The organism is Coprococcus sp. AM100_B19A (genome assembly GCF_027662015.1).
GTDB classification, from domain to species: domain Bacteria; phylum Bacillota; class Clostridia; order Lachnospirales; family Lachnospiraceae; genus Allocoprococcus; species Allocoprococcus comes.
This window is the reverse complement of record NZ_JAQDKN010000016.1, coordinates 1-20,609: the sequence shown is the minus strand read 5'-3', so window position 1 is coordinate 20,609 and position 20,609 is coordinate 1. Positions and strand designations below refer to the sequence as shown.

Sequence of the window (20,609 nt, the reverse complement as noted above, 5' to 3'; positions counted from 1 at the left end):
AAGTGACCCTGTACGACAAAAGCATTATACAACGAAAAAACACTGATTGGTAGACTTCATCAATATTTTTTGATTTATTTTGAAACTTTTTCTGTTCCGACAGCAGATACCTTATTTTTGCTGATATTATCCATACTGGCCTTAGAATCCGCACATTCCATCCGGTTTCTGTATCAGCATTTTTTATCCAGAATAACGGAGAAATCACTGAATGTATTTTATTATGCATGTTCCTATGCAAAGGTTGATTATTCCAGATTTATGAATACTACTGTCAGGATTGCTTTGAAGCTGATACCGGATTCATTGCAGACGCAGCCTGTATTTCTGTGCGTGGATGATACGATGGTATCTAAATTTGGCACAAAATTTGAAAATGTTTCAAAACTGTTTGACCATGCCGCACACAACGGTCCAACTATTTGAATGGACACTGCTTTGTGAGTGTCATGCTCTGCGTACCTGTCTGGAATGGGGATAAAGTATATTATCTTTCCGTTCCTCTTGGCTATCGTATGTGGCAGAAAAAAGAGTCTAAACTGAAACTGGCAGCCTCCATGATCCGGCAGGTTATACCTGAATTTCACAGCAAAGATCATGTCATCATCCTTTGTGACAGCTGGTATACAAAACAGAATCTGGTATCCATCGTTGATGAATATCCGAATCTGGATCTGATTGGCAGTGCAAGGATTGATTCTGTCATGTATGATCTTGCACCTGCACGGACCGGTCGTCAGGGACGTCCTGCCAAACATGGAAAACGTCTTTCTGTTGAAACAGAGTTTACGTTTTCCAATGAAAAGATCGGTGATTATTATACCGGTGTCCGCCGGGTTCTGATTAAGATCTTCGGCGACAGGGAAGTCCTTGCCTATGTCACTGCCACTGAAAAAGAACATGGTACAAAACGACTGTTTTTCAGTACTGTTTTCCCTAAAGATCTGCAGATTTTCTGCGCATGACAGGAAAAAGCTCCATTAAACCAGACTGGAAGTGATCGGATGAAATACATTCCACTGTTGCTATATTCGTTTCGCTGGAATATTGAAACAAGCTACTATGAGCAGAAAACGTTCTGGTCTTTTTGCAACTATATGGTACGAAGCTGCAAAGGAATTGAAATGCTGGTCAATTTGATCAATATCAGTTACTGTGCCATGAAGATTCTGCCTTATCAGAACGAACATTTTTCTGAGTACCGCACAAAAAATGTGCAGGAGTTTCGTTTTGAATTAAGTCAGGGCATTCGCAGTCAGATATTTTTTGCCACGTTCGTCAAAAATATCGAAACACATATAAAATCAAATGCTATGACAAAGGCCTTAAAACAGCTGATTCATCAACAAGTCTATCATTTATAAAGTTGTAAACTGGTGTTCTTTATGAAAATATACATGATAAGCTTCCATATCTACTTCCGGAAGAGGGATCATCTTCATTCCATTCGCTTCAAACTGTAATTTTCCATCAACCATATGAATTTCTTCTACTGCCGGTGCTGCAAGGAATTCTTTTTCCTCTGAAAGTGCCGCAAGAATATATGGCCCATATGCAAGATTGACAAATGCCGCATCAGACTTGTTATCCAACACACGGAATTCCATCGGAAGTTCCAGTCGGATCACATCTCCGGCTTTCGGATCTGCATCAATTACCAGATATCCATCATGAAGTGCTGTATCTGCAAGAACTTTTCCATTTACAGACACGTTAAAATCCTTCTGCCCCCATGCCGGAATATGGATTTTAAGAACTTTTTTCTGATCCTTTTGGCAACGGATTTCCATTACACCTTCTTCATCCACACTCTGAAGTTCAATCATCGTTTTTCCATTTTCGTCCGTCAGCACGGAATCTACAAGAAGGTTAATGTAAAGCGCATCTTCATCCTGCGCATAAATATTTTCCATATAACGGAATCTGCTCTCCATACCGGTTCCATGACAGCAGGAATTCTCTGAAAGGAAGAATTCTTTTCTGCCACCCGGACCAAGTGGAAGAAAATAAGTCGTTCCACCATCACATTTATGACTACTTGATGTCAAGATATGATTTCTCAGCGTATTATCATAATAATCCATCAGATCGCCGCTTCGAGTATATTCAAATAACTGACTGGTCAGGCGCAGCATATTATAACTTGCACAGCTTTCAGCAGCCTTATCCGTAAGATAAGAGCACGTTGTATTTGCACGATGGAACATCTCAGTCTCACCAACCCCACCGATACAATATGTATGTCCACCAGTCACGATATTCCAGAAATTTTTTCCGATTTCCCAATAAATCTCATCACCAGTTGCCCGATACAGATCCATTGCACCGATAATCTGCGGAATATGCTGGTTTGCATGCATATCCTCCAATGTATCGCATTCTTCTTCCATCGGATAGAATAACTTTTCATTTTCAAAAAGTTTTGCAGCCTTCAGATGATTTTCTTTTCCGGTCAGCTCATAGACTTTTACCATTGTTCCAAGCATACCACCAAACTCGCCCGCAATATACATTGCCCACATTTTATCCAGTGTTTCTTTTGGCAGACGGGAAAGTCTGTCATATACCCAGTCTCCCATCAAGTCCAGGATCTCTTTTGCCGTCTCATTTCTGGCAAGTACATGACAATCATATAATCCGGACATAATCTTATCCAAAGTATAATACGGAGCCCAGATTTCCGGGTATTTAGTATATACTTCCAGAAGATCGAACTGTTCCTCTGAGTATGCGCTCAAAAATCCTCTGTGATATTTGCCGGTTGCCGCAAATGCATCCTGGCACTTTTTCAGCTCTGCTACCATGTAATTGACTTTATCTAAAAATTTTGGATTGCCGGTTGCTGCAAATGCAAGTGCAATACCTGACAGATAATGTCCGGTCGTGTGCCCTTTCAGTTTACAGCTTTCCTCATCCCAACCGGTCATCGGAGGTGCTCCTTTGGTATCCAGTCCGGTCGCTTTGCGGAAATTATAAAGCATCTGGTCATCGTCAATTCCAAGAAGATATTCTTCCATCAGCTTCTGGTATTTATAATAAAGAGTTCCTTCTTTCAACCGAACCTGTCCAAGTGGAACATAATCCACCTTTTTCTCCGGTCCTTTTACTGGTACTATTTCCTTTTTATAATGGATCTCTGCAGATGCTTCCTTTTCTGTTCCATCAATCACACCTGCAACTGCAACCACTGTCTCTTCTTTTGCCGGTTCATATGTATTCCATTTCACCGGCATTGTCATGCGGCGTCCATCTTCTGTATATGCGATCACAACAGACGGAAGATGTGCTTCTTCACCGACCTGTGCATTAAGGACGACTTTACGTACTTCTTTTACGATATTTTCTTTTGCTTCCTGCAATACGGTCGCCACATATTCTCTTGACTCACTACATCCTTCATAGGTTGCAGTAACCGTCAGTGTAACCTTACGGTTTCCCATGCCATGCAGCGGACGATGTACCTTTCCTGTATTGTCAATAAATCTTTCTTCCCCTGTCTCCCAGGTAAATTGAGCACCATATTTTCCGTTCTCCGGGAGTGTAAGATTGTCATCTACCGTGCTCAGATTCCCAATATAAATTGCATCCAACTCTTTTTTAATAATTTCTGCTGCGTTCATTTTTCTCCTCCGTATTTTCTTGTTTGACTGTTCTTTCTGTACATGTTACAATAAATCAACACCATATAATTTATATGTTTTTCACATTTTTTTACAGAAAGAAGATTTGCCATGAATAGTATTTTCAAACTGGATGGTCCTGTTTTTACTATCCTCAATAAGTTCTGTGACATTCTGATTCTCAGCATCCTCTGGATGTTCTTCAGTCTTCCAGCTGTCACTCTCGGTGCTTCATCTGCCGCCCTGTATCACAGTGTACACAAAGTACTTCTGAATGGAGAAGGATATGTATTGTCAACCTTCTGGAATTCATTCCGTACCAATTTAAAGCAAGGAGTTCTTTTAACTCTGATCCTGATTCCGCTTGCTATTTTTGTAGTAATCAGCTGGTTCTTTTCTGATGGTGTAGGACGTACACATATACTCGGTATTATCTACTTTGCCGTATCCATCCTTTGTGCACTCTTATTCTTGATTCTGCTTACTACAGTATTTCCTTTATTATCGCGTTTTTATATGACAATCCCAAATCTGTTAAAAGCAGCGATTGCTCTTGGTATCACCAGAATTGGGTTTACCTTAATGCTTATTGTGATCTTTCTCATGTGTGCCAGTGCATTTCTCGTTGCTCCAGTCACCGGATTCGTTCTTCCTGCCTGTTTTGCAATGGCAGCCGAACGAATTCTTGAACCAGGATTCAAAAAACTGGCAGATGCTTCTCAGCCGAACGAAAGCGAGGTTGTCTAATATCTTGCTTTAATTTCTTCGCCGTTTATCAGTTTCTGCAAATTTCCGAGCACAGTATCAATCTGTGTTTCGGAAAGCCGGAAACCTCTTTCATTTCCATCAACCACCGCATACGCTTTTCTTGCTGATTCTGAATAATATGTTACCGTATCGGACTTTTTGCTTTCATCCATATATGCAAACTTAATTTCTGCAATCTTGTTCATTCCCGACGTATCTGGAAGATTTTCAAGAATTACTTCATCTGCTTCCACACTGATCAGCTCATAATAGAAATTACGAAAACTATCTACGTCCAGTTCTTTCCCATCATAGAGAACCTTTCCATTATCTGTTCCCATATTCTGGAACTGAATCTGATAACTACTTCCATCTCCCTGTGTGATCGTCAACGTCTTTAGGCTCGTCACATCCGGTATCAAGATCGTATGGCTGATCACTGTATCAACGGTAAGATTCAGCCAGCTGATATCCTGTGGTCGGCATTTATAAATCACATCAGAACCATTTTCCACATAAAGATTACCCGCACCATCAATATTCGATACCAAAATACTAATCTTGTTCTTTTCGCTATTTTTAGTCTGATATTCAATCTCTACCTGCCTGTAAGGCTGATCCAATCCGACCTGTGCCCGGTCTTCTGCAGTCGGATGAAGTACCGCCACTTCCTGCGCTTTTAATCCAAAGAACATTGGAAGAATATCTTCTGATACAGCTGCAGAAGCCGGATAGTTTATTGGAGCTGTCAGCTGGTATGAATCTACCTGATAGCCTGCAAGTTCTTCACTTCCCTGGTGCCTGATCTGAATCTCATCCATACCTTCTCCCTGAATATCAGCCAAAGTAACTCGAAAACTGTCATCACTCTCATCCCGGTCTGGTGTGATCTGTTTTGAAACCAGATCTTTTACACCATACTGAAATGCTTCTACATTACTGTCAGATACGATATAGACCTCTTCTTTCCACAGTACATACCACTGACTGCTATCCTGACCCGGAACCTCATCTCCAATCATCAGAGATTCTTTTTCACCTTTTCCTGTTACTGTAACTTCTACCGGATCATCTTCCAATCCAAATTCATTCAGGCGCCCTTTTCCATCTGTAACCTTTTTCTCTGCCGTGATCCCTTTTACTGCATTTTGAATCTTCTTTACAGCTGAATTGTCGATTGCAATATTGTCACAGTCCTTAATGATTACTGAATCATCGTTCCAGTCAGCTTCATAACCGCCGGAAGCATTGGAAACTACGACTGACGCTACGTCATCTTCTGTAATTTCATCCAGGATCTGATAGTTTCCGCTCTCAACATCACTCTTCTCTGAATCATCTGATTTCAGCAGGAAAAAACATGCGCCTCCCAGAATTAATATTCCCATACATAAAATGCCGATTGTCAGCCATTGTTTTTTCATCGATGTCTTCTCCTTACCCAAACAACAATTCCAACTGCCAGAACGATTACAGGAAGTACTACCATGAATCCCCAAGTATATATATTCGTCTTCATCTGACTCATTGTATGGTTTTCTACACTTAAATTCTTTGCCGGAATATTTACAGTCTCGCTCTGATCATCCAGCTTCTTAAATACTCCGAGAATATATCTTCCATTTGCAAAAGTATCACTGGTCATTACATCACCTGTAAATGCAAGTGCAGAACCTGATACCAGTATGTTGGATTTGGTTACTTCTTCTCCATACCAGCTATGGGTCGATAAGACCATACCTTTTACATCACCCGTGATCTGGTCTGCCGTGATCTCTGTCTGTCCAAGTTTTACTGTTCCTGAGCCGGAAGTAAAATTCAAAAGTACAGATGTCTCATAGCCATCTTTACTTTCAAATAATGTATCAACTGGACGGCAGAGTGCCATAATCGTCAAATCGCTTGATGTCATTCCTTCTGCATAATCCATATTTGCATACTGTGCAACCGGATAATAGAATTTTCCGTAGTACATGCTACTGTTCGATTCAAATGCATACCCTTCTTCCGCTTTCAGTCCCCATTCTCCCAGAAATGCTTCCAGATTCGGAAGACTTCCTGCATTCGGATCAAGGAATACATAAAGATTCCTTCCCTGGTTTCCATTATTATCAAGCCAGCTGCTAAGTTTTTTCAGGCAATCTTCATTCAGATCCTTTTGCGGTGCAAACAAAATTGCATCGGTTGCAGTTTCATCCAAATCATCGGTCAGTAATGACTGGGAAGTGATCTCATACTGATTATCTTGTAAAAGATTCGTCAGATCCGTAGGTTCGTTTTCTCCAAATCCATTTAATACAACGACTTTCTTTTCAGTTGCATCTGATGTTACAGAAGCAATCGCTCCGGTAACTTTCTGCTCTACTTTCGAAGCTGTGATTTGTGATCCTGAGCTGTCATACTCATATAGATCCTGAAAAGAAATAACTTTCTGTTTTTTTCCAGATTCTACCAGAATATCCCAGGAACTTAAGTCAAGATCTGGATACTTGGAAATATAAGTCGGATTTTCTGTCAGATCCACAAATTCTAATTTTACTTTTTTTGAGTGTTCTTTATACTGCAGTAAGTTCTGATATGCCTGTACCAGATAATAGCTTCCGGTAGACATGGATTTTTCATCCACAAATACTGTGATGTCCACTTCATCTTTTAATCTTTTCAAATACTGAATGGACTCATCTGATATTGCATATCTGTCATCTGCCGTTAAATCAATACTCCAGCCATACTTTTCAGTAAGCTGACCAACTACAATATTGGCAACAATGATCAGCACAATTCCCAGTACGGTAATCGTCGTCGCCATTGCACCGTATTTCCATCTTCTGCTCTGTTTCATTGTTCTTCTTCCTTTCTGCCTTATCCTATTTACCGCTCCATCTTCTCTTTTCCAGTACACGTGTTGTCAGGAAAAAGAATACAGCCGCAAAGCTGATAAAGAAGAACAAATCCGAAACCTTAAAGATTCCCAGTGTCAGATTATGGTATCTTGAATAGAATGAAATCGCATATAGTGCCTTCTGTACTGGTCCAAACGGAATCACGCCTGCCAGAGAATTTAAAGAAATCACCAACAGCATTGCAGCCAGTCCACCGACAGCTGCAACAATCTGATTCTCTGTCTGTGCTGAAATGTACATACACAATGCAATTCCTGCCAGCCCCATAAGCGCAATCCCTACAAAATTTCCAATAATGATCATCCAGTTGATCTTTGCATATGGTGCAAGAAATACCGTATGTAAAAGGGTAACTGCCACTCCTGCAAGATATACTACAAAAGCGGAAAAATATTTTCCTGCAACAATAGCACCTGATGTTACCGGTGCTGAAAAAAGAGCCTGCTCTGTCTTCTGCTTTTTATCCTCACTCATCAGACGCATTGTAAGAATTGGCGTCAGAAGTAAGGTAACCGTATATAAAAACGCAAACTCATTACTCAAATCTGCACTTCCTCCTAGAATCAGAATTGCATATTCATACCCTGCAAGCACGTAGACTGCGGCAAGATATACATATCCTATTGGGGAAATAAAATATGAGTTCAACTCTCTTAAAAAAATCGCTGTCATTATTTTTTTCCCCCTTTACTATCTGTTAATTTGAGGAATATATTTTCAAGCGACATCTCTGCTTCTGTAAATTCCAGAAGCAACCATGGGCTTGCCTTGAAATATGCAGAAGTCTGTCTGCGAATATCCGTATGCTCATCTGACTGTAATTCAAAAGCACAGCATCCTGGTTCCGTACAAACAATTGGATATACTGCCTTTACACCTAGAATAGCCTTAAGCCCTTCCTCTACCATTTTCTGTGGTCCCTCGACTTTTATTCGAAGCCTTCTTCCATTCAAATGTCCGGATAAGTTTTCTGCAGTGTCATCCGCAATTACTTTTCCTTTATTGATCACAACAACTCTGTCACACACAGCCTGTACTTCCGACAGAATATGTGAAGATAAAATAACGGTATGTGTTTTTCCGAGGCCACGAATCAGATTACGAATTTCAATCATCTGTTTCGGATCCAGGCCTACTGTAGGTTCATCCAGAATCAGAACTTTAGGATTTCCAATCATAGCCTGCGCAATTCCAATTCTCTGACGATATCCTTTTGACAGATTTTTAATTACTCTGTCGTACACATCTATAATCTGAACTGCCCTGCATACTTCTTCTAAATGTTCTTTTTTCGGAAGTTTACATTTTTTCAAACGATAAATAAAGCTCAGATACGCCTTTACCGTCATGTCCACATAAAGCGGCGGTATCTCCGGCAAGTATCCGAGCTCTTTTTTTGCCCTGAGCGGTTCTTCCAGTATCTCATGTCCATCGATTGCTGCTGTCCCATCTGTAGCCGCCAAATTTCCCGTTATAATATTCATTGTTGTGGACTTCCCGGCACCATTCGGTCCGAGAAGTCCAAGAATTTCCCCGTCCTTCACATCAAAACTGACGTGATCCAGGACGGTTTTATTTCCATATTTTTTTACCAGTTCTCTTACTTCTATCATTCTTAGTTTATCCCTTCATTCCACTCATGGCAATACCACGTACAATGTACTTCTGGCAACAAACAAAAAGGATCATTACCGGAATAAGTGCAAGAATAGATCCCGCCATGATTAAGTCATATCTTGATGTAAATGAATTTCTGAATGAAGATAATCCCATCTGTACCGTAAATTTCGCATCTGAAGCAATATAAATAACTGGTCCCATGAAGTCATTGTATGAGCTCTGGAACTGGAATACTGACAATGTCGCAATAATTGGTTTGCAAAGTGGCATGAAAATCTGTGCCCAGATTCTGAAATGACTGCATCCATCCATGATTGCCGCCTCTTCAAGTTCTTTCGGCAAAGTCATAAAGAACTGCCTGGTCAGGAAAATGGAGAACGGTGTACCGAACATAACCGGAACAATCAATGGTACATATGTATCATAGAAGCCAAAGTCTTTAAACATTAAGAATCTTGGAATCAATGTAATTGCAAACGGAACCATCATTGCTGCGATAAAACACATAAAAATTGTATCTCTGAATGGAAATTTCAATCTTGCAAAAGCATATCCTGCAAGTGATGAAAAAATAATATTAAATATTGTTGATGGAACTGCAATCTTCATTGTATTGAGGAACATCTGCCAGAAACTGATACTTCCTCGGGATGCAGCTTCAATAAAGTTTTCTACTTTCCATACTTTTGGGAAAAATGTTGGCGGATACGCAAACAATTCTCTCTGACTTTTGAAAGCAGATACTACCATCCATAAAAATGGAAGAATAACCAGGATGGCAACTAATATAACGCCTAAATAGGCAAAAAATTTATGTCCTTTTTTCTTTACCATGTCTTTTGCCCTCCTTTAAGCCTCATAATCTACTTTTTTACTCATAACTTTATTCTGAATTAAAGTAATAGCCAAAATAATTACAAACATTACGGCAGCCATAGCACAGGCATATCCCATCTTAGAATATTCAAATGCGTTAGACCAGAGATAATATGATACTGTGTAGGTTGAATATCCTGGCCCACCTTTTGTCATGATGAAAATTTCAGTAAAGATCTGGAATGCATCAATAACTGCTGTAAGCATTACGAAATAAATAGACGGCATAACAAGTGGAATTTTAATATCAATTAACTTTCTCCAAGGTGTGATTCCGTCGATTGCTGCGGCTTCATATAAAGATTCATCAATTCCCTGCAATGCTGAAAGAAAAATTAACATATTATAACCGGCCCATTTCCATACTGACATAATTGCAATTGCAAACAATGAATATTTTGAATCTGTCAGCCAGCCGATTGGATCCATGTGGAACAAATTTTTTAAAATAAAGTTTAAAATACCGTAGTCTGTATTGTAAATCCATACAAACAAAAGCGATACTACTACGATCGGGCATACTACCGGGAGGTAATATAATGTTCTGAAAAATCCTGCTCCCTTTAACTTTCTGTCAAGAAGAAGTGCTAAAAGGAAAGAAGTAATCGTTGACATCGGCACATAAATAATAACCCATTTGAAAGTATTTGTAAGCGCCTGTTTAAATACTTCATCATGAATCAGCGTCTTATAGTTTTCTATTCCGATAAACTTCGGTTTCTGAAGCAGGTTCCACTCAAAGAAACTGATAAAAAATGAACGAATGATCGGATAATACATCATAATTATCAGACTCAAAAGCGGAAGCGAAATAAAAATTAAACCAGTCACCGCTTCTTTTTGTTTCAAAGTAAGCCCTTTGCGGGATGATTTCGTATTCTTCATAATCTTCTCCATTCCTGATTACTTTTTTAAAGCCGGTAGTACAGCCGCATTCTGCTCTCTACTGAAGCAGCCCCCCTTGCTTTTGTACTCCGGCCTTTTTAGTTATCTTACTTGAATACAGTTGTATTAGCTTGCTCGTCAATAGTCTTAACTGCTTCTTCGATTGTTGTTTTACCTTCGAATGCATCTGACAGACCTGCACTGATGATACTGCTGTACTCAGACCACTGTCCTGTAAGACAAGCTTCGATCTGAGATTTATTTCCAAGGTATGCTGCTGAATTGATGAAAGCATCAGCATCCGGTGGAGTACTTACATAAGTATCATCACTCATAAGATCTTTATAAACCGGCAGTGAAAGTCCCTGTTCCATAACAGTAGCAAGTCCTTCATCACTCATCTGATAAGACAGAAGGTTCGCTGCAATATCTTTGTTTTTGCTTGAATCAGCAATACAAACCATACTACAGATAAATGGGCATGTACGAGTTGTTCCCTTCGGCATCTCTACTGCTGTCCATTCAAAATCACATTCTGTACGGAATGACGGAACTACCCAGCGTCCTGACGGATACATGGCAACTTTTCCGATAACGAAGAGACGGTCTTCGCTGTCACCTGTTGAAGATACAGTTCCTGGTGAAGGAGCTGATCCATCCTGTACAAGGTCATACATTACACTTAAACCTTCAAGAGATTTTGCATCAGAAAGGTTTGATTTTCCATCTTTAAACCACTCTGCATCGTAGTTACCCATCCAGTTGATCCAGTCTGCACGATAATTGTTAATGGCTGTACCATACACATCAACACGATCTCCGTTTTTCTGTGTCAGTTTTGCCGCAATATCTTCATAATCTTCCACTGTCCAGTCATTTGTCGGAACATCAACACCTGCTTCTTTGAAAAGATCCAGATTCAGATACATAACATAGGATGTCCAGTCTTTCGGGAATGCAACCTGTTTGCCATCGATATTACCAAATTCCAAAACTCCATCAATAATATCTTCTGTCAGCTGTGGATATTCATCAAGAACGTCATTCATATCTGCTAACATTCCAGCTTCATAGTAGCTTTTAACTCCAGCTTCACTTGTCCAGAACAGATCCGGAAGATTTCCTGCTGCTGCCAGTGTCTGAAGTTTTGTTGAATAGTCAGAAGGAACATACATCTGTTCAACTTCTACATTCGGTGCATATGCCTGATAGTTTTTGAATACGTTGGCATACATTTCACGCTCATAATCATCACCTGAATGCATGTAAGTAACTTTACCACTTAAGTCAGCTGCTTTTTTAGCTCCCTCCCAGTTGGTATCCTCAGCAGAAGCTGTAGGTTTCTTGTCTGCACTCTTTGTGTCATCACTCTTGCCAGATCCTCCACATCCTGCAAGTGTTGATGCAGCCAATGCCGCTGTAGTAAGCAGCACAACAGTACCTCTTAATTTCTTTTTCATAAGTCTGTCTCCTTTCTTGTTGTCACCGGTACTTACCGGCTTTATCATTATTATGTGTCTATTATCCAGGCTGGTACCTGCCTGATTTCGCGACACTAATAACCCTTCTCATTCCTAAAAAATGTCTGGTCGATTTTGGCTCCTTTTCGTATGAAAATCGGAATAGACTCAAGTGGTGCTAAAACTTGGATCCATTGTCCGCCTTCATAAATCTGTCCATTTTGTGAATCTATCCATTCAGTTCCTTTTGGAAGATATACTTTCCTCTCTCTCCGGTTTAATTCATATACCGGGCAGACCATCAGATCCGGTCCAAACATATATTGATCGAAAATTTCATAATTCGCTTCATCTGGATAATCATAAAACAACGGTCTCATGATCGGTGTTCCGTCTTCTGATGCCTTCTTCAGATTCTGGTAAATATATGGTCTCAAGCTTTCACGGATATCTACATACTTCTTAAGTATCTCATATGCTTCTTCTCCATAGCTCCATATCTCATTTGGTCCTCCTGAGTAACAGAAACTGTCCATACTCATTGGGGATACAACTGGTCTGTCTGGTTTAAACCGGAATCCATGCATTCTGAATACCGGGCAAAATGCCCCAAACTGAAACCAACGGATCAGGCACTCTCTATACTCTTCTGAATTTGGATCTCCTCCATGAAATCCACCGATATCGGTTGTCCACCATGGGATTCCACTAATCGCCACATGAAGTCCTGTCTTGATCTGTCTTCTCAAACTGTCAAAATCAGAACAAATATCACCAGACCATAATACCGTTCCGAATCTCTGGCTTCCAAGGAATGCACACCGAATCAGATTCACGATTTCATCCTGTCCTTCTTCCTTCTGTCCATCATAGAACGTCTTTGCATAATAAAAAGGATATAAACTACTGACTTCCATTCCGTTGCCAATCCAATAACGGAGATTATCATAATCATACGGTGTGATTTCCGGTTCTGCCTCATCCAGCCAAAAATTTCGGATTCCAAGATTGTAATAATTCTCTTTTGCCTTGTTCCAAACAAACTTTCTTGCTTCTGGATTTGTCGGATCGTAGTAGGTCTCCGGTCCCCTGCAATACATTAAAGTTCCAGGTCCTCTTTCTGAGCGAATCAGCATGTTCTGATCTCTCATCTCAATAAAATTCTCACTTCTTGGATCAACTGTCGGCCAGATAGAAACCAATAGACGAATTCCCATCTCATTCAGTTCTTTCACCATCTTTTCTGGTTCTGGCCAGTATTTTTTATCAAATTTCCATTCTCCCTGTTGTGGCCAATGAAAATAGTCACATACAATAATAGAAGGAGTAATTCCTCTTTTCTTGTATTCACGGGCAACTTCCATCAACTCATTCTGTGTCTCATAGCGAAGCTTTGACTGCCAAAGTCCTGTCGCCCACTCCGGAAATTCTGGTGCATACCCCGTCACTTCACAGTAACGATGTTCAATCTCTCCCGGTGTATCTCCTGCAATTACAAGATAATCCATCTGTCTTGCTGACTCGGCCACCCATCTGGTCCCCGATGTTCCAAACTCAACTCGTCCAATTGCCGGATTATTCCAAATAAATCCATATCCTCTCGAAGACATCACAAATGGAATTGTGCTTTTCGTATTCTGCTGACACAAATCCAACGTGGCACCTTTCAGATCAAATAAATCATGTGCTTCCTGTCCCAGTCCGTAAAAATGTTCCCCTGCATACTGTCGTAAATGCAGTTCGATATGACTGGATCCTCCAACATGTCCTCTTAAAACTCTGGCATCTATATCCCTCTCATTTCTCCAGAGTTCTTCAAATAATACTTCACCCGCCTGATTCTTAAAAGAAATCTTTCCATCGCTACTGACAACAGCACGGATTCCCCCATTCTCCAGTACAACATTGTCCCCTTCTTCACTTACACTTGCCCGATCTTCTTTTGGCGGTAATAAAGTCCAATTAAGATTTTCGATTTCTCCTTTTGAAGCTCTTACCCGAATAATATGCTCTCCATATGCTTCAATCTGAACCTTTTCTCCTTCTCGGAAAATGAAAATCTTGTTCTGTGCAGTCCTGACCATCTTTTCCTCCCGCTTTCATTCCTCTACTCTAGCTGTTCCATAAGGTGACTTCCAAATTACAATGTATACAACTCTGTAATTTGTATATCAGGTACATGTACGAACCATCTATAGACTATATTCTACATATTTCGACATGCTTTGTCAAGAAATTTGCACATCTATTGTGAAATATGGTTAAATTTATTGTGTGTTATGTACAACTTATCGTTTGTTAACCGTACAACTTCTTGTGATTTTATCACATAACTTTACTTTTTTAAGCGTACAACATGTGCATATTTTCCATTAACTATTTAGCACTTTATTTATACAAGTGCTGCCAGCCACACACTCGCTGCAAGCCCTGCAAATGTTGCAATAAGTGCTCCGGCAAGAGTATACCTGGTTTTTTTCACCTTTGCTGACATAAAATACACAGACATCGTATAGAAAATCGTTTCCGTACACGCCATCGAAATTGAAGCGATCATTCCGTTTCTCGAATCCGTTCCAAATTCCTTATAGATATCAAGCAATAATCCCGTTGCGGCAGAGGACGAAAACATTTTCACAATCGTAAGTGGAACCAATGCCCCTGGAAATCCAATCTGCTCCGTCACATTTCCAATTATTTCCGATATAAATTCCAGAAAACCCGATGCACGCAAAATCCCCACTGCCGCCATCAATCCGATCAACGTCGGCATCAGCCGCACGACCGTCCAAAATCCCCGCTTTGCTCCCTGAATAAAAGTATCATATACATTCACTCCTGCAAAAATTCCATATATAAGAATGGACAAAATCATAAAAGGGACTATAAAGTCAGATATGTATAAAAAAAGGCGCATAAAAACAGCTCCTGGCGAACCACTTTACTAAAAAGTATATTCGCCGGAGCTGATATTCATTCCGTTTGCTTTATAAAGAAAACTTTTCTATTCCTCATCCGCATACTTCGCAAACCGCTTCTCATTCTGATGGATCACATAATAATACATCACGATCAGCAACGCACTTGCCAGGATCCATGCCGCCGGACTTGCCATGCATACTCCAAAGTAACTCTTCTGCCCTGCCGCGATCATGGCAACAACGCCCCTGCCAACCAACTCAGCCACACCAGCCATCATCGGGAGCAGTCCATATCCCATTCCCTGGATTCCATTCCGGTAAACATTTACAACGGTAAGCGGAATAAAGAAAGTACCGACGCATTTCAGGTAAATATCCACGGAATGCATAATTTCTGTCAAATCCCCAGACAGGAACAGATACGTCATATATTTCCCAACCGTCATAATGATCGCCGCAACTACGACTGAATAGATACTTCCCATGATCGTAATTGACTTAAATCCCTGACGGATCCTTTTGATCTTACCCGCTCCAATATTCTGTGCGCAATAGGTTGCCATCGTGGTTCCCATCGCAACATATGCCTGCGTCACGATCTGCTCGATCTTATTCGCTGCGGTAAATGCCGCTACCTGTGTGGAGCCAAGCAAATTCAGGGCAGTCTGTACCATCATGGTTCCGATCGCTGTGATCGAATATTGAAGAGCCATCGGGATTCCGACTGCAAGCTGGATCTTTAGCAGATGTCCGCTCGGACGCCAGTCCTCTTTATGTAAATGCAGGATTGGAACCGCCTTCACAATATATACCAGACACAGGATTCCCGAAATCCCCTGTGAAATCACAGTCGCCCATGCCGCACCGGCTGCGCCCATGTGAAATGCAATGATAAATACCATATCCAGCACAATGTTGAGCAACGCCGCAAGAATCAGGAAATATAGCGGAACCTTGCTGTTACCAAGTGCCCGCAAGACACTGGATAAAAAGTTATATAACATCTGCGCCGCAATTCCACCACAGATTACCATAATATACGCATAGGCATCCTTGAAAATATCATCCGGTGTCTTCATAATCCCAAGAAGCGGTTTCATTGCCATCATTCCGAGCACAGTCATAATAAGAGACATAATAATCGCCAGAATCGCGGCATTTCCTACAGTCTTGCGCATTGCTTTCATATCACCCGCGCCAAATTTCTGTGCCGTAAGTACGGTAAATCCTGCCGTCATTCCCAGAATAAATCCATTGATCAGAAACATGATCGTTCCCGTACTTCCAACAGCCGCAAGTGCTTTGGTTCCCACGAACTTTCCTACGATAATCGTATCTGCCATACTGTAGAACTGCTGAAATACATTTCCAATGAAGATCGGCAGTGTGAAATTAAAAATAATTTTTCCCGGATTCCCGGTCGTCAAATCTTTCTGTAATGTTTTCATATATTCCCTCTGTTTATCTTATTAACATTTTACCTCTCGTCATTATAGAAAAATGTATCTTAAATTGCAATTGTCGTTTTCACGAAATTCCCCCTGTTTCACAAAGTATTTCCCGTTTATTTGACGGAATCTTTGACACCCCAGATTCTATCCTCTATAATATTTTATATAGAAAAAAATTATCATTTTCAGGAGGCATTGATATGAAACCACTGCCCTTTATCATGCAATATGTCAGACGATACAAATATCGCTATATTGCCGGAATCCTTACTCTTTTTGCTGTAGATGCGGCAAGTGTATTTATTCCCAAACTTACCGGTATCATTACCGATGGTCTTACCGCGCGCAGCATTACCTGGAGTTCCATTCGTACCTGTCTTCTTGGGATCTTTCTGATTGGTCTTCTGCTTGCAGTCGGCCGTTTTTTGTGGCGTTATTTTCTTTTTGGAACCGCACGTATTATCGAGCGTGAACTGCGTAATGAAATGTTTTCCCATCTAGAAACTATGGATGTGGAATACTACAACAGCCACAAAACAGGTGATCTGATGACCCGGTTTACCAGTGACTTAAATGCGGTCCGCATGGCACTTGGCCCTGCTGTCATCTGCATCTTTGATTCCGTAGTCATGACGCTCCTGGTCGTCTGCCAGATGATGTATTATGTCAATATAAAACTAACCCTTCTGGCACTGATCCCGATGGTCATCATCTGCCTCGGCTATATGCATTACGGAAAGGTACTGGATAACCTCTACACCGAACGTCAGGACAGTGTTTCCAATCTTGCCGACTTTGTACAGGAAAGCTTCTCCGGGATCCGTGTGATCAAGGCCTTTGTTCGCAAGCAGGCAGAAATCCTTTCTTTTTCCAAAAAGAACCAGGACACCATGGATAAAAGTATGCGCATCGCAAAGCTGGAAGCCATCCTGATCCCGCTTCTGGATGTGATCATCGGATTTTCCAGTCTTGCCTCACTCCTTTATGGGGGATACCTCGCCCTGATCGGACAGATTACACTCGGACGCTTCGTAGCTTTCAATCAGTATGTCAATATGCTGGTATGGCCGATGCTCGCCTGTTCGGAAGCTGCCGTCATGTTTTCCCAGGGAACTGCATCTATCCGCCGTGTACAGGAAATCCTGGAAGCACAGACAAATGTAAAAGATACTGCTTCTGTCACGACTTTAGACACCCTGCACGGGGATATCCGTTTTAACCACCTGACATTTGCACACCTTGGAAATACTTCTCCGGTACTGCATGATATCAATCTGGACATCCCATCCGGGACAACCCTTGCCATCATCGGGCGCACCGGCAACGGAAAATCCACTCTGGTCAATCTTCTGCTCCGGCTTTACAACACCGAGCCAGGCATGATTTATCTGGATAACCATGATATCAACACAATTCCGCTGAAAACTCTGCGTGAAAATATTGCTTATGTACCACAGGATAATTTTCTTTTTTCCGATACTCTGAAAGCAAATATTGCATTCGGCACAAAGTCACAGGATATGAGCCGTATTATCGCCGCAGCAAAATCAGCCTGCATTCACGATAATATTGCAAATTTTCCTGACAACTATGATACGATCGTCGGCGAACGTGGCGTTACGCTTTCCGGCGGTCAGAAACAGCGCAGCTCCATCGCCCGCGCCCTGATGAAAAATGCGCCGATCCTGATTCTTGATGACTCCCTTTCCGCTGTCGACACCGATACGGAAGAACATATCCTGCATAATCTCAGGGACGATCGTAAAGGGAAAACAACGATCCTGATCGCACACCGCATTTCCACAGTACAGCATGCCGATCTGATCATGGTACTTGAAAACGGGGAAATGAAAGAGCTTGGAACACACACCGAACTGATTCAGAAAAATGGTATTTATAAAGATATGTTTGAAAAGCAACAGTTGGAAGCTTCCATTGGAGAACAGGAGGTAGTCATAAGATGAAACGACTTTTAAGTTATCTAAAACCGCATAAATGGGTAATGACCCTGGCAACTGTCCTGGTTCTCTTTATCATTGCTGTGGAACTTTACCGCCCGATCATCATCGGAAATGCAATCGACCAGTATATCAACGGTTATTATCATCCGTATGTAGAAGCCGACGTTTCCGCTTCGGACGCTGTAAACTGGAACGGTCTTGTACTATCGCGCGACCAGGCAGTATCTAAGGCGGATTCTGCTTCCTTTTATCAGATTTTTCTCTGGAAGGATCACTATTACATGGCAGAAAATCTCACCCGCGCTGAATGTACTGCACTACAAAATGCCGATACATCTGTTTTAAAAAATTATGTCAGAGAAGGTGCACAGAAGCTTACTTCCAATGATCTGAAGGTTTTAAGACAAAATGATTTTAAGGGGATCTTAAAAGCCGGAATCCTGTTTCTTCTGTTGCTTTTTAGCGGATTTTTCCTGAACCTTGCCGACACCTGGCTTTTACAGAAGATGGGGCAGCAGATCGTGTACAAACTGCGTGAAGAAACATTTACACATATACACAGCCTGTCACTTTCTTTTTTCAATATAACACCGGTTGGCAAGCTCGTAACACGTGTATCTAACGATACTGAAGCAGTCAACGAACTGTTTTCCACCATTCTTGTGAAACTTTTTAAAAACGTTGTTAAGATTATTGGTTACGCTGTTGTCATGCTCTCAATTAATGTGAAAATGGCAGGTATATCCTTCCTGCTTTTACCTCTGGTTGCAATCCTGACTTTTGTTTTCCGGCATCTCTCCAGAAAAGCTTACCAGATCACAAGAAATAAAATCACAGAGCTGAACACCTTCCTGTCCGAACATATTTCCGGTATGAAGCTGATCCAGATCTTTGCACGCGAAAAAGAGAAATACAGTGAATTTGAAGGCAAATCTATGGAACTGTACCGTGCCAATTTCCGCGAAATCATGACTTTCGCGATCTTCCGGCCTTCAATCTATCTGGTTTCGGTCATTGCCATGATCCTTGTTATTCGTACCGGAAGCCTTTCTGTGTTAAATGGAAGTCTTTCTCTCGGAACCCTGTTCGTATTTATCACCTACATCAGCTCCTTTTTTGAGCCAATCCAGGAGCTTTCCGAACAGCTTGGAACCCTGCAGTCTTCCATTGCTTCCGCAGAAAAGATTTTCAGTGTTCTTGATGTAAAACCAGAGATCGTATCTCCGGCCGATCCGGCTCCGGTCAATATTCTTGGTGAAATTGAATTCCGCCATGTCTGGTTTGCCTACGAAGAGGAAAATTATATTTTAAAAGATGTAAGTTTTGTAATCCATCCGGGTGAAAAGGCTGCTTTTGTCGGCGCTACCGGAGCAGGAAAATCTACAATTTTAAATCTGATCGGAAGATATTTTGATATTCAGAAGGGACAGATCCTGATTGATGGTATTGATATTCATGAAATTGATCTGGATGTACTCCGCGGTGCGATTGGTCAGGTTCAGCAGGATGTCTTCATCTTCACCGGAGACATCAAAAGTAATATCTCGCTGAATAATGAAGCAATCTCACCGGACGATGTCAGACGGGCTGCCGAAATTGTAAATGCAGATCCATTTATTCAGAAACTGCCGCACGGATATGATGAACCGGTTACAGAACGCGGAAGTACTCTATCTGCCGGGCAGCGCCAGCTTTTGTCCTTCGCACGGACACTTGCTTATGATCCGAAGATCCTTGTTCTCGATGAAGCAACTGCCAACATCGATACAGAAACCGAAACACTGATCACACAGGCACTTGCACGGCTGATGGATGGAAGAACTACGATCATGGTCGCACACCGGCTTTCTACGATCCAGCATGCAGATAAAATTATTGTGATGCATCACGGAGAAATAAAAGAATCCGGAACCCATCAGGAGCTGCTGGCGAAGGATGGGTTGTATAAAAAATTGTATGAATTGCAGTTGATGGATTAGACAATTCTGTCATTTTATTTTATATTGATTTTCTTCTTTATGTTTGTTACCATAAGTTCAAGGTGCTATTTCACTGTGTGCGACTTTTTACAGTCTTGGGTATGTGCGTGGAAAGCATGATTCCAAGATCAAGTAGGAGGCGGTGACTAACCGCCGTCCTCTCACACCACCGTGCGTACCGTTCGG

Annotated in this window: 17 protein-coding genes; 6 read left to right on the top strand and 11 right to left on the bottom strand. The window is 41.3% G+C overall.

Features of this window, described 5'->3' with window-relative positions:
- Positions 1 to 117 precede the first annotated feature (117 nt).
- The 3 genes from PGQ33_RS17180 to PGQ33_RS17170 are packed head-to-tail and all read left to right on the top strand — an operon-like array spanning position 118 to position 1,364.
- The gene (locus tag PGQ33_RS17180; RefSeq protein WP_330663284.1) at positions 118 to 426 is read left to right on the top strand and encodes a hypothetical protein; all 309 of its coding nucleotides are present in this window, start codon (positions 118 to 120) and stop codon (positions 424 to 426) included.
- A 23-nt stretch (positions 427 to 449) separates the two neighbouring features.
- Positions 450 to 965: a transposase gene (locus PGQ33_RS17175; RefSeq protein WP_442872457.1), complete on the top strand. Its 516-nt coding sequence runs from the start codon at positions 450 to 452 to the stop codon at positions 963 to 965.
- Positions 966 to 1,004: 39 nt separating this feature from the next.
- Positions 1,005 to 1,364, top strand: coding sequence for a hypothetical protein (locus tag PGQ33_RS17170; RefSeq protein WP_330663282.1), 360 nt, complete (start codon positions 1,005 to 1,007; stop codon positions 1,362 to 1,364).
- Here the strand turns inward: PGQ33_RS17170 and PGQ33_RS13705 are convergent.
- Positions 1,359 to 3,620 carry a beta-L-arabinofuranosidase domain-containing protein gene (locus PGQ33_RS13705; RefSeq protein WP_270205909.1) on the bottom strand — a complete coding sequence of 754 codons (2,262 nt, stop codon included), beginning with the start codon at positions 3,618 to 3,620 and terminating at the stop codon, positions 1,359 to 1,361. The two genes, PGQ33_RS17170 and PGQ33_RS13705, sit on opposite strands and share 6 nt — an antisense overlap.
- 111 nt (positions 3,621 to 3,731) lie before the next feature.
- Between PGQ33_RS13705 and PGQ33_RS13700 the strand changes: the two genes are divergently transcribed.
- Positions 3,732 to 4,367, top strand: a complete 636-nt coding sequence (locus PGQ33_RS13700) for a YesL family protein (protein WP_117824570.1) — start codon at positions 3,732 to 3,734, stop codon at positions 4,365 to 4,367.
- Here PGQ33_RS13700 and PGQ33_RS13695 read toward each other — a convergent pair.
- From PGQ33_RS13695 to PGQ33_RS13650, 10 genes are all read right to left on the bottom strand, one after another.
- Complete coding sequence (locus PGQ33_RS13695) at positions 4,364 to 5,791, bottom strand: DUF4340 domain-containing protein (RefSeq protein WP_270205908.1); 1,428 nt, start codon at positions 5,789 to 5,791, stop codon at positions 4,364 to 4,366. The two genes, PGQ33_RS13700 and PGQ33_RS13695, sit on opposite strands and share 4 nt — an antisense overlap.
- Positions 5,788 to 7,209, bottom strand: coding sequence for a GldG family protein (locus tag PGQ33_RS13690; protein ID WP_270205907.1), 1,422 nt, complete (start codon positions 7,207 to 7,209; stop codon positions 5,788 to 5,790). The genes PGQ33_RS13695 and PGQ33_RS13690 overlap by 4 nt, the downstream gene beginning before the upstream one ends.
- 25 nt (positions 7,210 to 7,234) lie before the next feature.
- Positions 7,235 to 7,942 carry an ABC-2 transporter permease gene (locus PGQ33_RS13685; RefSeq protein WP_270205906.1) on the bottom strand — a complete coding sequence of 236 codons (708 nt, stop codon included), beginning with the start codon at positions 7,940 to 7,942 and terminating at the stop codon, positions 7,235 to 7,237.
- Entirely contained in the window at positions 7,942 to 8,883 is a 942-nt protein-coding gene (locus PGQ33_RS13680) for an ABC transporter ATP-binding protein (RefSeq protein WP_270205905.1), read from the bottom strand. The genes PGQ33_RS13685 and PGQ33_RS13680 overlap by 1 nt, the downstream gene beginning before the upstream one ends.
- 7 nt (positions 8,884 to 8,890) lie before the next feature.
- The gene (locus tag PGQ33_RS13675; RefSeq protein ID WP_270205904.1) at positions 8,891 to 9,724 is read right to left on the bottom strand and encodes a carbohydrate ABC transporter permease; all 834 of its coding nucleotides are present in this window, start codon (positions 9,722 to 9,724) and stop codon (positions 8,891 to 8,893) included.
- A 15-nt stretch (positions 9,725 to 9,739) separates the two neighbouring features.
- Positions 9,740 to 10,651 carry a carbohydrate ABC transporter permease gene (locus PGQ33_RS13670; RefSeq protein WP_270205903.1) on the bottom strand — a complete coding sequence of 304 codons (912 nt, stop codon included), beginning with the start codon at positions 10,649 to 10,651 and terminating at the stop codon, positions 9,740 to 9,742.
- Positions 10,652 to 10,758: 107 nt separating this feature from the next.
- Positions 10,759 to 12,111, bottom strand: a complete 1,353-nt coding sequence (locus PGQ33_RS13665) for an ABC transporter substrate-binding protein (protein ID WP_270205902.1) — start codon at positions 12,109 to 12,111, stop codon at positions 10,759 to 10,761.
- Positions 12,112 to 12,206: 95 nt separating this feature from the next.
- The gene (locus PGQ33_RS13660; RefSeq protein ID WP_270205901.1) at positions 12,207 to 14,195 is read right to left on the bottom strand and encodes a glycoside hydrolase family 31 protein; all 1,989 of its coding nucleotides are present in this window, start codon (positions 14,193 to 14,195) and stop codon (positions 12,207 to 12,209) included.
- 308 nt (positions 14,196 to 14,503) lie between these two features.
- Positions 14,504 to 15,028, bottom strand: a complete 525-nt coding sequence (locus tag PGQ33_RS13655) for a spore maturation protein (RefSeq protein ID WP_008374123.1) — start codon at positions 15,026 to 15,028, stop codon at positions 14,504 to 14,506.
- An 87-nt stretch (positions 15,029 to 15,115) separates the two neighbouring features.
- On the bottom strand, positions 15,116 to 16,480 hold the full coding sequence (locus PGQ33_RS13650; RefSeq protein WP_055248143.1) for an MATE family efflux transporter: 1,365 nt from the start codon (positions 16,478 to 16,480) through the stop codon (positions 15,116 to 15,118).
- Between the two features lie 203 nt (positions 16,481 to 16,683).
- Between PGQ33_RS13650 and PGQ33_RS13645 the strand changes: the two genes are divergently transcribed.
- Together PGQ33_RS13645 and PGQ33_RS13640 are read left to right on the top strand one after the other, a co-directional pair.
- Positions 16,684 to 18,447: an ABC transporter ATP-binding protein gene (locus tag PGQ33_RS13645; RefSeq protein WP_270205900.1), complete on the top strand. Its 1,764-nt coding sequence runs from the start codon at positions 16,684 to 16,686 to the stop codon at positions 18,445 to 18,447.
- Entirely contained in the window at positions 18,444 to 20,423 is a 1,980-nt protein-coding gene (locus PGQ33_RS13640; protein ID WP_195255445.1) for an ABC transporter ATP-binding protein, read from the top strand. Before PGQ33_RS13645 ends, PGQ33_RS13640 begins: the two co-directional genes overlap by 4 nt.
- Positions 20,424 to 20,609 lie beyond the last annotated feature (186 nt).

Coding starts and splice junctions, on each gene's coding strand:
- PGQ33_RS17175 (WP_442872457.1), top strand. CDS start 450: ATGCTCTGCGTACCTGTCTGGAATGGGGATAAAGTATATTATCTTTCC.
- PGQ33_RS13685 (WP_270205906.1), bottom strand. CDS start 7,942: ATGACAGCGATTTTTTTAAGAGAGTTGAACTCATATTTTATTTCCCCA.
- PGQ33_RS13690 (WP_270205907.1), bottom strand. CDS start 7,209: ATGAAACAGAGCAGAAGATGGAAATACGGTGCAATGGCGACGACGATT.
- PGQ33_RS13655 (WP_008374123.1), bottom strand. CDS start 15,028: ATGCGCCTTTTTTTATACATATCTGACTTTATAGTCCCTTTTATGATT.
- PGQ33_RS13670 (WP_270205903.1), bottom strand. CDS start 10,651: ATGAAGAATACGAAATCATCCCGCAAAGGGCTTACTTTGAAACAAAAA.
- PGQ33_RS17170 (WP_330663282.1), top strand. CDS start 1,005: ATGAAATACATTCCACTGTTGCTATATTCGTTTCGCTGGAATATTGAA.
- PGQ33_RS13680 (WP_270205905.1), bottom strand. CDS start 8,883: ATGATAGAAGTAAGAGAACTGGTAAAAAAATATGGAAATAAAACCGTC.
- PGQ33_RS13640 (WP_195255445.1), top strand. CDS start 18,444: ATGAAACGACTTTTAAGTTATCTAAAACCGCATAAATGGGTAATGACC.
- PGQ33_RS13660 (WP_270205901.1), bottom strand. CDS start 14,195: ATGGTCAGGACTGCACAGAACAAGATTTTCATTTTCCGAGAAGGAGAA.
- PGQ33_RS13645 (WP_270205900.1), top strand. CDS start 16,684: ATGAAACCACTGCCCTTTATCATGCAATATGTCAGACGATACAAATAT.
- PGQ33_RS13700 (WP_117824570.1), top strand. CDS start 3,732: ATGAATAGTATTTTCAAACTGGATGGTCCTGTTTTTACTATCCTCAAT.
- PGQ33_RS13650 (WP_055248143.1), bottom strand. CDS start 16,480: ATGAAAACATTACAGAAAGATTTGACGACCGGGAATCCGGGAAAAATT.
- PGQ33_RS13675 (WP_270205904.1), bottom strand. CDS start 9,724: ATGGTAAAGAAAAAAGGACATAAATTTTTTGCCTATTTAGGCGTTATA.
- PGQ33_RS13705 (WP_270205909.1), bottom strand. CDS start 3,620: ATGAACGCAGCAGAAATTATTAAAAAAGAGTTGGATGCAATTTATATT.
- PGQ33_RS13695 (WP_270205908.1), bottom strand. CDS start 5,791: ATGAAAAAACAATGGCTGACAATCGGCATTTTATGTATGGGAATATTA.
- PGQ33_RS13665 (WP_270205902.1), bottom strand. CDS start 12,111: ATGAAAAAGAAATTAAGAGGTACTGTTGTGCTGCTTACTACAGCGGCA.